This window comes from Nostoc sp. UHCC 0302 (genome assembly GCF_038096175.1).
Lineage (GTDB): Bacteria > Cyanobacteriota > Cyanobacteriia > Cyanobacteriales > Nostocaceae > UHCC-0302.
On record NZ_CP151102.1, the window covers coordinates 117,412 to 131,621 of the forward strand.

Annotated in this window: 8 protein-coding genes; 7 read left to right on the forward strand and 1 reads right to left on the reverse strand. The window is 39.7% G+C overall.

Translation table 11 applies throughout. The features are described from left to right. Positions 1-81 precede the first annotated feature (81 nt). The 7 genes from WKK05_RS40745 (at position 82) to WKK05_RS40775 (ending at position 7,789) form a co-directional block, all read left to right on the forward strand. A complete protein-coding gene (locus WKK05_RS40745) occupies positions 82-1,113 on the forward strand; it encodes an IS701 family transposase (protein WP_341532180.1) in 1,032 nt (343 codons plus the stop codon). 318 nt (positions 1,114-1,431) lie between these two features. Next, positions 1,432-2,196, forward strand: coding sequence for a DNA cytosine methyltransferase (locus WKK05_RS40750; RefSeq protein WP_341532200.1), 765 nt, complete (start codon positions 1,432-1,434; stop codon positions 2,194-2,196). Between the two features lie 270 nt (positions 2,197-2,466). Continuing rightward, on the forward strand, positions 2,467-3,774 hold the full coding sequence (locus WKK05_RS40755) for an IS4 family transposase (protein WP_341531632.1): 1,308 nt from the start codon (positions 2,467-2,469) through the stop codon (positions 3,772-3,774). Between the two features lie 30 nt (positions 3,775-3,804). Continuing rightward, a complete protein-coding gene (locus tag WKK05_RS40760; RefSeq protein WP_341532181.1) occupies positions 3,805-4,059 on the forward strand; it encodes a DNA cytosine methyltransferase in 255 nt (84 codons plus the stop codon). Then, positions 4,056-4,550, forward strand: coding sequence for a DUF1392 family protein (locus tag WKK05_RS40765; protein WP_341532182.1), 495 nt, complete (start codon positions 4,056-4,058; stop codon positions 4,548-4,550). Before WKK05_RS40760 ends, WKK05_RS40765 begins: the two co-directional genes overlap by 4 nt. A 932-nt stretch (positions 4,551-5,482) precedes the next feature. Then, on the forward strand, positions 5,483-6,472 hold the full coding sequence (locus tag WKK05_RS40770) for an RICIN domain-containing protein (protein ID WP_341532183.1): 990 nt from the start codon (positions 5,483-5,485) through the stop codon (positions 6,470-6,472). A 444-nt stretch (positions 6,473-6,916) separates the two neighbouring features. Then, positions 6,917-7,789: a DUF488 family protein gene (locus WKK05_RS40775; RefSeq protein WP_341532184.1), complete on the forward strand. Its 873-nt coding sequence runs from the start codon at positions 6,917-6,919 to the stop codon at positions 7,787-7,789. A gap of 13 nt (positions 7,790-7,802) precedes the next feature. On the opposite strand, the gene WKK05_RS40780 is transcribed toward WKK05_RS40775, so the two are convergent. Continuing rightward, positions 7,803-13,982 (reverse strand): hypothetical protein, encoded by a 6,180-nt coding sequence (locus WKK05_RS40780; RefSeq protein ID WP_341532185.1) that lies wholly within the window; start codon positions 13,980-13,982, stop codon positions 7,803-7,805. Positions 13,983-14,210 lie beyond the last annotated feature (228 nt).

Consider the following 14,210-nt stretch of genomic DNA (forward strand, 5'->3'; position numbering starts at 1 on the left):
TTTACTTTAAGTTTTACTCATCTCAATGATTTTTTCTCACTTGTGAGAAATCCGGGAAAACCAGTCAACACTGTCCGCTTCGTGGATGATTACTGTGCTGAATACCAAGATATATTCCCAGAAGTGAGAAGTTTTGAGAGTTTTAAATATCTTCATTTGGGAATGATATCGGAAATTAAACGAAAATCCTTACCAGCAATTGCTAAGGTTGTAGGCTTAGATAACGAACAATCTTTACACCATTTTTTAACTGATTCACCTTGGGATACCAAACTTCTGGAAAGCCGGAGATTGTCTCTAACATTATCAATGTTAAAAGGAGAATCATTTATCTTAGTAATAGATGAGACCGGAGACAAAAAGAAAGGACACAGTACGGATTATGTATCAAGACAATATATCGGGAATTTGGGGAAAGTAGAAAATGGTCTAGTATCAGTCAATGCGTATGGAATTTTCGGAACAATAGTTTTTCCTTTAATTTTTAAAATTTTTAAACCAAAATCAACACTTAAAGAAGGAGATATATATAAAACCAAACCAGAATTAGCAGTAGAAATCATTAGCGAATTACGAGAATTAGGATTTAATTTCGATATAGTTTTAGCAGATTGCTTATATGGAGAGAGTAAGACTTTTCGCACAATTTTAGAGAAATGTGAATTAAATTATGTAGTAGCAGTACGTAGTAATCATCAGGCATGGGCAGAGTTGGGAGAAGTGGAATTCAGTGGCTGGCATACGTTTGAGCGCATATTTTCTAATGGAAAAGAGCAAACTTACTACATTCAAGAGATTATCTGCCAAGGCTGGGAAGATATTAGATATTGGAAGATTACTAAAGATATATTGAAAGAACGAAAAAATACAACCTGGTATTTGATGACTAATCTATCAGGAGAAATTCAACAGACAGTTGGCAATACCTATGGATTTCGTAATTGGATTGAATATGGTATCAAACAAGCTAAAAATGAATTAGGTTGGGCAGATTTTCGTTTAACTGATTATCAGCAGATCCAAAGATGGTGGGAGACTGTTTGTTGTGTATATTTAATGGTAAGCTGGCACGCTATCGAACGAGATTTAGCGCAGCATTTCTCAAACAGATAACAAAAATATTCCCCCAGTATCTAACAAAGAGCCTGAAGTTTATAGCCGACATAAATGGTGGGATTTCACTCTGGGATGGAAATCAACTTTAAACAACTTGCATTTGATTATTCAGCCCTATATATTTTTAAATTTGCTCAAGCCTTGGTTAAATATTTTTAATATTCCTCTTTTAGAACACGAGTTTTTGTCATTACAAAATATCATGAACCAATTTCGTGGCTACATTACACTTAACTCTGGATAATTTTAAAACACATTTTTTTTAGCGAGAGTGATGAAAGAGCGTTAAAACCAATACTTCCAGATGATGCCCCGATCGCCGTAGTACTTTTCGCAGGTGGCGGTGGAATAGAAGCGGGGATGGTCGAAGCCGGAATTCGTCCAGTCATCGCGGTGGAATTCGACCCGACTAAACCAGAACTGAGCCGGGCGATCGCCAAAACCCATCATCGTAACTTCAACGAGTATGGCTGTAGAATAATCCAGCTAACAGTTCAAGAAGTAGCGCGGTTAGGATTCATAGGGTTTCCGCGATACCCCGACTATCTCCATGCTTCCCCGGTGTGCGCCAACTTCAGCCAAGCCCACACTGCCAAAGCGGGTAAGGGCATTGAAACGGTTGACGATCTGACGGCGGCATTAGCTGTGGCAGAAGCCATCCGACAGTTGCAGCCACGGGTGTTCACTCTCGAAAATGTTCCACACTATCAGAACAGTCAGAGTTTCAGTATTATTCTGTCAGCTTTGGAACTTGAGGGGTACTCAGTTGATTACAGCGTGATCAACATGGACAAATTCGGACTACCCCAAGCGCGTCGGCGGTTAGTTCTGGTTGCCAGTAGGGGTTGTCGTGTTGCACTACCCGCTCACAGAAAACAAATAGGGTGGTATGAGGTGATCGCTCACCTCATCCCCACCATGACCGATTCCCAACTACTCCCCAAACAACGGCAAGCGGTAGAACAATTTCTGATGGCTAACGAACCAACGCCATTGCTAATACAGAGAGTTGGGGGACGTACAGAGTCAAAGTATAAACCTGCACACTTGCCCTGTAACACTATCTTACGACATCGGTGAGAGGTTAGAATAAAGTAAATTTTGTCAATCAGTTAAAATACTCAAAAAAACTTTAATGAAAATGATAATCGTGCGTGGGGGAGGGGAAGGAGGCGAGCGACACTCGCCTCCTTCCTCTCTATTTGATTATCATTATCTATAAGTTTTTAACGGCTAAAATGTGAGGCAAAAAAGTATTGTAACGAGAGAATAAATTTTTCAAAAGTGAGTTTCATTATTATTGTAAATTCAGTAATCAAATGCGGTAATGAAAAGTGCTTGTTGACTACTATGCCCAAAGCTGCAAAACGAAACTCCGACCACGCGCAAAAGCATAATACTCCTACCATAGATAATGAAGCGATTGCGTCGCATTTAGAAGAGTTACTAACTCCAGCTATCTTTGCTCAACAAAAATACTATAAGCAGTTAGGTTTACGAGATAGAATTATCAACCTATCCTTCATGGTAGCAGCAGTATTAACTTTATTGTGGCGACAAGTTCCTGGAGTTCAAGAATTAACAAGGCTTTTAGCAAGAGAAGATTTATTGTGGTGTCGTTCTAGAATAATTGCTCAACAATCTCTTTCTGAAAGATTTTTAGTATTCCCATCTGAATTATTTGAGCGAGTATTTAAAGATTTACTACCTCAGTTACAACTTAATTGGCAACGACGGCTGAAGCGACCACTTCCTGATAGTGTTAAATTTGCACTTCTTAATTTTGAACGAATTTGGATAGCTGACGGGTCTACATTAGAAGCCTTATTCCGAAAGCTAAAAAGCCTAGAAGACTTGAAAACAGGTCAATTAGCAGGAAAGATTTGTACAGTTATTGATTTAGTCAATCGCTTACCTATTGAAGTTTGGTTTCACACTAATCCTGCTGCATCAGAAACTAACTTTGAAGCTCCATTGCTGAAACTACTACCTGCTAAAACTCTGATCTTACTTGATAGAGGTTTTTATCATTTCCACTTTTTACAACAACTCATTAACCAAGAAGTTCATTTTATTACTCGTTTAAAAGCCAAAGCATCTATTAAGTACTTAAAAATTTTCAGCTATGACCATTCAGTTAAAGACCGATTGATTCAACTTGGAACTGTTCGTCGTGGTGCACCAGTGCTTACTTTACGTTTAATAGAAATTAAGGTTGGTAAAACTAGCTATTCTTATATTACTTCTGTCCTCGACCCACAAATCTTACCTCCTTACGTTGTCGCAGATTTATATCGCCGAAGATGGAGAGTTGAAGAAGCTTTTTACGTGGTCAAGCGTTTATTGGGACTGTCATATTTATGGACTGGTTCTATTAATGGTGTGAAGTTACAAGTGTGGGCAACTTGGCTCTTTTATGCAGTATTGGTTGACTTGGGAGATGCGGTTGCAGACGAATTATCTTTGCCATTTGACCGCATTTCTTTAGAGATGATTTTTCGTGGTTTATATCATTTTAGTGTCGCCTATGATAAAGGTAAGGCGGATGACCCAATTAAGTACTTCGCTGCCAAAGAAAATCAAGATTTAGGAGTAGTTAAAGCCCTGCGAAAACCAGTCTCCAAGCTGGATTTATCGCCTTTTCCCGCACCCTCTTGACAAAAGTGCAATCACTCTAACCTCTCACTGATGATCTTACGATCACATTTCACCGACCACAAAGGCTGTAACCGTAGTAAGTTCGCTGATATCTGGTTGCCGGATGGTACAGTCAAATCCTTGTCTATTGAAGGGGCTGCAATCTTGCAAGGGTTTCCCAGTTGGTACGAGTTCCCCCAAGAGGCAGCAACGGCCGGGTCAATTATTGGATATTCTGTGCCTCCCAGTTTTGCAACTCAATTATTTATATCTGTACAGAGCAAATTATTAGGAGCGATCGCATGACTAACCTTGTCCACGACTTAGAACAGTGCTGGTACATTTCACCACCCTGGGGTCAACGAATCCCGCCGTTACTGATAAGTTTGCTTGAGCGGGTGTACGTCAAGAGAGTCAAAGCATTCGGTTACTGCTGCGGTGTCGAGTGGTCACAACACGCTTGGAAATACGAAATCTTCACGGGTAATGACAATATTACTGTTTGGGGTAGCGAACTCATTGGTACAGGTAACTTGCAACCGATTACTAGAGAAAAGCCTGTGTTTCGCCTGGGTGAGTTGGTCGAGTTTCGATTTCATGGTGATGGGCCAACAATTCGCATTGTCCAGGGCATACATCTGATCAACGATTCTTGGTTCTACACGATTGAATGGATGTCCCCTGGCATCTCGGAAAAAGGCGACGAGGTTTTCACGTCAGCAGATGCGATCGCCCTTGGCGGGGCTTCGCCCATCGCACGGGTGAGTGACTATGACTTGGAGCGGGTGCGATTATGACAGTGTTCACCTCATTCTATCGTGGCGAAATCCGAGGCGAAGGGATCTCAATTTCTCTGTATCCTCTCAAAAACTGGAGAGGCAAGCACCTTCCCCTATTCGCGCCAACTCCAAAATTCCTGAAATGGTAGAAAGGCTCTACCAAAGATGCCGAAGCTGAAAAGATCGGTCTTTCACTTTCTGCGGTACATCTGCCGTTCTCAGGTCAAAAAGAGTTTTATCTTGTTTTGGAGTTAGAAATACCCTTAACCCTGTTCTGTCACTTTCGGAAAACAATAATAGCAGCTAAACATTGGAACCTTTATCTAATCAAACTTTGAGCCTTTCTTTTCTAATACAAATTAAATTTTCTAGCCAAAAGCTGAAAAGCCAATCTCTGAAAGCCTTTCAGAGATTGGCTTTTCCCAGTTTGACATAACAGGGTTAAACCGCTGCCCATGTCACTGTTACCGTAGTAAATGGGTTATGCATATTTATATTTACACAATTTGGTTTTTCACCTTGTTTTACTTAAATAAATTTACTTAACCTATCTCTGCTATCAAATGTAGTAATCAACACATTATAAAATTACCATAAAGCAACTATGCTGTTAAATGAAGGTTTCTTAAATGTTACCTTAACTGTCTTAACTGTCCTTGCATCCTCATTCAGATTCTGAGAAATTAAAGACTGTAAATCCTGCTCCTAAACATTTCAAACGGTTTTTAATCCTGACTAAAGTCAAGCTAGACGCTTCAAGTCAGCGACTATATACGCTGCTCACAGCAATCTCCTAGCTATTCTTTTTTCTCTAAAACCATTTGCCGTAGCAATGTTACGTCTTAGATAAGTGTCTTGTAGCAAAATATTGTGCTGATATCTCTGCACATTTCCGGTAAGGGAAAAGCTACATTTATATCCACATTTCTGTAATTGAGAAAGTTTAAGCTATGTCCTCAACACTACCTATCGCAGGAAAAGAATACTATCTTATTGCTAAACACAGTGGTCAAGCTTTAGCTGTAGATGGTGCTAGTAAAACTCAGGGAACCAATACCATACAATGGCCTAACGAAAAAGTTGATCACTTCAAATGGCAGTTACTAGATGCAGGTGATAACTATTTCTATCTTGTCGCTAAACACAGTGGTCAAGCTTTAGCTGTATATGGTGGGCTTAAAGCTAATGGAACTGGTGTCATACAATGGCCTAACGATAAAGTCGATCACTTCAAGTGGCGGTTAGAAGATGCGGGTGATAGTTATTTCTATCTCATAGTTAAACATACTGGTCAAGCTTTAGCTGTGGATGGTGGTCTCAAAGCTAATGGAACCAAGGTTATACAATCGCCTAATGAGAAAGTCGATCACTTCAAATGGAAATTTGAGGCTGTATCGCCTGAAACTACTGCAACACCTTCTTTACCACCCATCTCAGATAATGGAACGATAAACACTGAAGCTGGAAAAACCTACAGGGTTCAAATCACAGTTAATGTTCCGCTCAATATTGGTTATAACAACAGCTTTGGTATCTTCGCTATTAATGATGATGGCAGCATTGCTGGAGCCAAACCCGGAGATCCTAATTACGCTGCTACAGTTGTAAAAAACCGTATTGCCTTAGTAGATGCTGATCAAGGTTCATATAAAAAAGGACAAACCTTTCAATACGATTTACCGGGTGGGTCAAAATATAGTGTCTTCTTGATTGCTAACGGTACTCCAGCACTATTTTTAGAGAAAAACCCTCAAAATCAAGGTTCTAATCCTCCTCTGGCTTACTTTCTTAATAGTGCTGCCAACCCCGATGGCAAGTCTCATGTCAAAGTGATCTCGCCAAATGAATACGGTTTTGAAGATACTTACGGTGGAGGAGATCAAGACTTTGATGATCTAATTGTAAAGTTAGAAACTTTGTCCGTTGAAAGTAAAAGCTAACTTTATGAACAGGGGGTAGGGTGTGGGGACTCCTCCTTTAAGGGAGGAGTTTCAAACAAAGATGCCGTGTTTTTTGTGCTACGCACCTCAAAACACATTTTTTCTTTCTTTCCCTTAAAAGGGGAGGCTTGTATCCATTCTTCGGGGCTTGCTTGTCTTCCCCCACACCCGCCCCGAAGGAGCTTCGGTCACTTATAATTGAATGGCACGCTTGATAACGGCAAATCGTTAATGTGCTTAGCTTTCGGGCATAGGGGTGTAGGAGTATAAGGGAAAGAATAAGATTTGAAATCAAGAGTAAAACTTGTCAATCCGCGTTATGATTTCCCCCTACACCCCACACTGGCAAGGGTTTCACTTTTTCTTAGTGACATTCACTTATAATTGACAATTGTCAGTTAACTTCTAAAGAACTGATTTACTAAGCAATTCTCATAATGAGAATTGCTGCCCTGTATCCTCACCAAAAACTGGCTCGTCAAGCACCTCCCACTGTTCGCGCCAACTCCAGAACTGCTCAAGTGGTGGAAGTCATCAGCCCAGGATGCTGAAGCGGAACTTGAATGCGAGCGTCGGTTTCGAGAGGTTCTTCAGGAGCAGCAGCAGCTGATTGACTTTTGGGTGCGGAGGCAGCAGCAGACGAGTGCAGATATTACCTTGTTGTGTTTCGAGAAGAGCGGGGATTTCTGCCACAGGTATATCGTTGGGCGGGAGGTGATCGGGCGATCGCTGCCGGAACTGTGGGGCGGGGAAGTTGGTAAAGTTGTAAATTATCCAAAGGATACGAATACAGTTCTTACCCTTGAAATTGCCACCGAGTTAGATAAGGGTAGCGGATTAACCGATACCCAGGCTCCTCACAAAACACAAAGTAAAGAATATTACAAGTTTGATCCCAAGTCAAACATATCGCATTTAAACATCAACAACGGTGCAGCAGCCCAAGCCATCGTCATTCTAAGGGAACAACCTACAAATGAATCTTTGGGTACTCACAATGAGAGTACCCTTACACTAGTCAAATCTACTACCGAACATCTGACTATTCCTGAACTGCTTGGTGGTGTCAAGAGTTATGATGAACTGCCTCCTGGCTGGAAGAATGTGGAGGTTATTGCAGATGTCGGGATTGGAACTTCAGTACAGGTTTACAACCTCGTCTCCCGTCAGTGGCAACCTGGGATTGTCAAGGACTACTGGGAGCTAGGGGGCTTTCTGGTAGTATGCTGTGGTAGGCGAGTGCTTTATGTATTCAGTGGGGAGTGTGTGGCGGTGTTCGTGGGTGATGAGACAACTGCATCAAACTCTACAGTGTAGTTCTAAAAATCATCTACTCGCCACGCAGTTTCTTGAGTTCTGCATCTGTAAACGGATTCTTGCCAGCGCGTAACTCTTTCACCCACCGTTGTCTTCGTGCTTTGCTATCTGCATCAGCTTCAGCAATGTACGCCTCAAAGTCTGCAATTGCTCCCTTGGTATCACCTGTCAACGCTCTGGCTAACCCTCGGCTGTCTTGGATATTGCGATCATTAGGGGCAAGAGCTACTGCTCTCTCACAGGCAGGCAACACAATGTTGGCTTGCTTTTTTAAGCTACCATACCAACAAAGTAAGTTCCAAGAATTTGCAGAAATTTCGACTTTTGGATTAAGCTTTTGGGCTTCTCGATAAGCGGCTGCTGCTTGCTTAAACTGCTTCCCTTTTAACAATTCTTCTCCTCTTGTCACCAGTAGAGAAGCAGCTTTTGTTTTTGGCTTAAAGTTCAAAGTTTGGTCTAGCTCCAAAGCCTTCTGGAACGCAGCAAGTGCAACTTCAACATTTCCTCGTTCTCCTAACTCCTCTCCCTGCGTAAACTGTTTCCCTTCTAACAATTTTTCTCCTCTTGTCACCAGTAGAAAAGCGACTTTTGTTTTTGGCTTAAAGTCTAAACTAGGGTCTAACTTCAAAGCCTCCTGGAAGGCAGCAAGTGCAGCTTCAACATTTCCTTGTTCACCTGACTCCTTTCCCTCCTTAACTAAAGCTGAAGCCTTGACTAATTGTTGAGCTTTTGCATCGGGATTGAAAGTTAAACTTGGCTTCCACTGTAATGCTTGGCGGAAGCTTTCAACGGCATCCTTAATATTACCCTGTCTTGCTTGTTCCTCACCTTCTTTATCCAAAAAGGAGGCTGCTGCTATCTTTCTAGATTTATCTTGGCATACTTCCAGTTTTACCAGTTCTTTCGGATGAGTAACCAAGTAATCATTTAAGAAACTACAACCTTGTATAAGTAATTCATCTAATCCTTCAACTGGGTGTAGTAAAATTTTATCATCATGGCTTGCTGTTGCTAAGTAGTTACCGTCCGGGCTAAACTCTACATCAGACAATTCTTCTGAATGGTCTTGATATTCTGCTAACAATTGTCCATTAAGAGTCCAAAGTTTAGTAGCATAAAAGTCTTGAGTAACTAAACGTTGTTTATCTGGGCTAAATCGTAGCCTATTAATTGGATTGTATCCCTTGAATTCTGCCAATATTTTTCCAGTCAAATTCCATAGTTTAGCATTACCGTCATTTCCTGCTGTTGCCAAAGACTGTCCATCTGGGCTGAATTGTACCTCATTAACTTTTCCTTGATGCCCGTTAAAGGATACTAGTAACTTGCCAGTGATATCCCATAGTTTAGCAGTACCATCATTTCCTGCTGTTGCTAAAACTTTACTGTTAATTCCAAATTTTACTTTATTAATTCCATTCTGATCTGCTTTGAATTCAGTTATTTTTTGCCCATTCAGGTTGAATAACTTGACAATATCATCTTGCCCTACTGTTACAAAATACTGTCCATTTGGACTAAAGTGCATATCTGTGCTTGAGTGTTTATTTTTATCAATAAATATTTTTTGCTCTGGATTATTTAAGCTAAATAAAATTACCTGAGAAATTTGGTCATGATCCAGATTGTCTCCTCTAGAAGCTAAATATTGCCCGTTAGGACTAAATTGTATATCTCGAACCCAAGTTGGATAATTCTCAAATTTTCTTAATAATCTGCCCTTACTATCCCATAGCCTAATACCACTATCTCCAGCTGTAACTATCTGCGTACCATCTTGACTAAAAGCTACTGCCCAAATTTGATTCTGATTTTCACCAAGTTTAGCTAACGGTTTTCCTTGAATGCTCCATAATCTACCAGAATCGTGAGTATTATTATCCTTACCAGTAACTACCTGTTGACTATTAGGGCTAAATCGTACTACAACCCTTCCTTTAATTTCCTTTTTAGTTTGTTGCTCAATATTAAAAAATCTAATTTCCGTATCATCTTCACTACTATTTTTAAGTAAAATTAATTGTTTATTAGTCAAATTAAATTCCCTAATTAGGTCTTGTTGATCTCCTTTTAATTCAAATAGTTTTTGTCCATCAAGACTCCATACCCTAATAGTTCCTTCCTTGTCCACTATTGCTATACGTTTTTCATTAGGGCTAAATAATACTTGATTCAAATACGGTGTAGCACCTTGGAAACTCCTTATAAATTTTCCATCAATATTCCATAAATTGATTTTTCCTTCGTTATCCACTGTTACTAAGTTTTTTCCATTTTGAACAAAGCGTACTTTTATAATCCTGTTAAATCCATAGACAAATTCAGCTAACTTTTGTCCACTTAAGTCCCATAACTTAATACTACCGTCATTCTCTACTGTTACTAACCGCTCTCCATCTGGACTAAATTGAGCATGAGAAAGACTACCTTCAATCTTTATCACAGTACCATTATCAATAGTTCTCGAATAATAAACAGCACTTCGTGAAGTGATAAATTCTATTAATTTTTGACTATTAAGGTTCCACAGTCTAACGATTCCATCATCCCCTGCTACTAATAGCTTTTGACTATCATGACTGAAACTTGCAGTAGTAATACGCCTTCCTAACGGAAGCTTAAATTCAACCAGTTTTTTACCATTGAGGTTGTATAACCTCATAGCGGTTTTTTCTATTTTTTTAGGTATTGATGAAGAGTTTTTTGTTGTTACTATCAAGAGATTTTCATTAGGGCTAAATTCTACCTCTGGTAAAGAGTCTGCATCTTCATTAGATATCTTAAATTGAGCTAGCTTTTGTCCATCTGAATTAAATATTCTTACAATATTATCCTTTCTTCTTTCTATTTGTATTAAATATTTTCCACTAGGACTAAAACTAGGTTGATCTTCAGTGCTGTTGAGATTGAATTGGACTAACTTTTGCCTGTCGATATTCCACAACGTAGCAGTAATACTGTTTGATGTAACGGTTTGTGTTAGCACACGCTGTCCATCAGGGCTTTTTTGAACATCATCGATATCTCCTCTAGGGTCTTTAAACTCTATAATTTTTTCTCCATCAAGCTTAAACAAATAAGCTACATTACCTTTTCGCCCAGTTGCCCATTGTCCATCAGAAGTTAGCTTTTCTGAAGCAATCTTTTTTCCAACATAACTTATTTGATTCTGCTCAGAGATATTGCCTAGTATATGTGTAAGTGCTAATACTGGGCTAGTAGTTGGATAATTTGCTAGAGTTTTACTATCTTTTACTAAAGCTTTTAAATCTTGAGCAGCGCGCATTGTCTGCAATAATGCTTCAAGTTGATCTGATTCAAATTGTTTTAAGGTGTTATTACCTTCTCGCTCTAATCTTGAACTTTCGCTAGCATTTATAACTTTAGTAGATGACCAAAATCCTATTCCAACTGCTGTCACAAAAGTTGTGGCTAACACGATAGATCCAATATAAATTCGCTGATTAGCTGTTTTATTTGCTTTTCCTAAAATTTGTTGAGTTTCCTCAGATTGTTTGAGCTGCTGTTGTGTTAACAGGCGTTGTTCTTGTTCTAATAAACGTTGTTTTCTTTCCTTTTCTAGTTCCTCTATTAACTCGTTTAATTTCGGCTCTTGTTGCTGATGAATAAACAAAGCTATGTAATCATGCACTAGCTGATAACGGTCAGCCGGATTCTCTGGTAACAAAACTACTAAGCCAGATTTCACAAAAATTTCCAATACCAAATCTAAATTATTACTATCCGTGGCTATCTCTGCGGCTAATGCTTGCAGTTCCCGTTCTATTTCAACACGCGTCTTCAGTGGACGAGTCCCTTTAGAATCTGTCAGCAAGTACAATAAAAACTCGGCTATCTGCTGGTTCTCTACACCACAATCATTAACCACCTCAGCCAAATAGCGTTTAACTAGTTCTTCTTTCGTGCCAAGCTGCTGATATTCTGCCAAAGTTGCTATGTTCTCTGTTTGTAGTTGCGCTCCCACTATCTGTAATTCAATAGGACGCACCCTACCTAATTCAGAGGCTAAATCCTGCACCAGTTGCTCAATCAAAGCAGGTTCTAGCTGAAAGTTAGTAGTTTCTGTTAACCGCTCAATGATTAACTTGGTATCATCTGGTGAAAAATTACCTAACTTGTAAAGAACATTGCTGCTGAGAATATCCTTGCTAATAATTGTCATACTAGATAACTCATTGCAGTCCAGTAGGTAAGGCAGATAATCAACCCGCAATGACAGAATTACTTTTACTGAAAGAATATTGAGGCATTCTCCCAAAAACTCAAAGAACTGTTGCCTGTGCGTTTCTTGAGTGTAAGCAAAGAAAAATTCCTCAAACTGGTCAAAAATCAGCACTGTTCTGAGATTGTGCTGTTCATTTTCGCGCAGTTGGGCAATTAAAGCGGAACTTTGAAATTCTGAACTAACAATTTCAATTTCTAAAGATTCTTCATTCTTGGCTCTACCTTTGTGTTCTAATGCCTCCCACATTAGCTTTCCTAGCTCTTCTACCCAATTGGTGTAAACTCGCATTGCTACAGGTAGATAGTCTTGAATACCTACGCTTTTATTCTTTAAAGCTGGAACTAACCCAGCATTTACTAATGAACTTTTACCAACCCCTGATTGTCCATGAATAACTATGAGTTTGTGATCATGCCGTCCCAGACGTTCAACTAATCGCTCTACATCCAATAACCGACCTGATGCAGCGATTTCAGGAGCAATGCTTTCTTGAACTTTAGTTTTAGTAATTGCAACTTGGGCAAGCTTTGTTGACTGTAATCTCCCTGCACCAATGAACGCTCGTAAACCAAACTGCTGTTCAATAGACCTCTGTTGCTGTTTTGTATTGTATGCTTTGAGATATTCTTTTTTCTGAAAGTACAGCCCTTGCAAGTAACTAAGAATATCCAGGTGCAACTGCAAATCTTTTATAGGGCTACTAACATCTGTTGCAACTTCTAGGTTTTGAATTGCCTGCTGGGGTCCGCCTAATTCATATTCAGCCTGTGCCAAAATAAAGTAATACAGGCTTAAATCGTATGGAATAGTTGGTTTTTCTGCAAGTCCAGCCACTACCTCTGAACTCTCTGTTACTTCTGCGCCAGAAATTACTGGTAAGATATTTGAAGCTTTTTGCGCCAATTGTTTCGCTTCACTCCAGTGCGACTGAGCCAGCGCAACCTGTGCTAAAAACCCGTAATCTTTCGCTAATTCTATCGCCTGATTGTTAGCTTCGTGTACTTCTAAAGCTTGTTGTGCTAAATATTTAAGTTGCTCCCACTCCTTCAAATCACGTAAAATATTACCAAACTTAGCAATAGAATTTGCAGTTAATTCTTGACTATTAGCTTCGTTGAGAAATGTAATGTATTCTTGCGTATACTGCCGAGTAGCTTGCCAATCTGGATGAGCAATATCTTTAATTTTAAAAGCTTTGAGATAATAACAGTAAGCTATCTCACCGAGAATCTTTCCCTGCCTTTGGGTATTATTCAGTTGTTGCCATAGCAATAAGGCTTTTTGGTAATGCTCTAAAGCTTCGTCTATTTTATTGTTAGTCTGTTTTACAAAACCTAGCGCAGAGGCTAAATTAGCTTCTGTTTCCTGGTCATTAGACCGCAATTCTCTCTGTGCTGCCTCTAATTCTAACTCTAGTACAGAGTAATCCTTTATACTTAAATTACCACTGAAATATTTATCAGCCAGTTGTTTAATAAACTCGCTTAAATCATTCTGCGCGATCGCAAAACTTCTGCTAGTTCCCCAACTCTCCAAATCAGGGGCAATCTCCATGATGGTGTGGTGAATCTCTTCACTAATCCACACGACTACAGGAATAGACAAGTTTTTGCGAAATTCTTCGCGTACCTGATTAGCACTTGTCAACATCTGCGGTAAATCATGCAATGATTCCCAGCCCACAATCATTAGAGCTTGGGTATCTGGCTGTAATTCTGAACGGATTGCAGTGTAGAGCGTTCTTTCCGATTCCTTGAGTTGCAATACCTGAATCTTGATTTTACAGATTTCACTTAACCTTTCGATTAAGCGAGTCCGTAAATCACTGTAGTTGCACCGCGCCCAAATCAGCTTAAATTGACCCACAGAAGCCTGAAGCGTCCAAGCTAACTGCTGTAGCGAACGCTCGTTGTCTATGGGTTCATCTGATTGGCGCTGTGTACTCATAGAATTGAAGAAGGGAAAGGGGGAAAGGTGAAAGGGGAAAGAGAACTAATTAATTAGGAAACAGGTATTTCAAGTAGTTATACGCTAATTCTCTGTACATGGCGGCATTATCTTCTTTAACGTTCTCCATATTTAAAAATACTTGCTCTATGCCTTGCGGGGAAAAGCTCTAATAGTTACTTCCTTTACTCTTTACCCTTTCCCCCTTCCCCCTTCCTAGTAAATGGT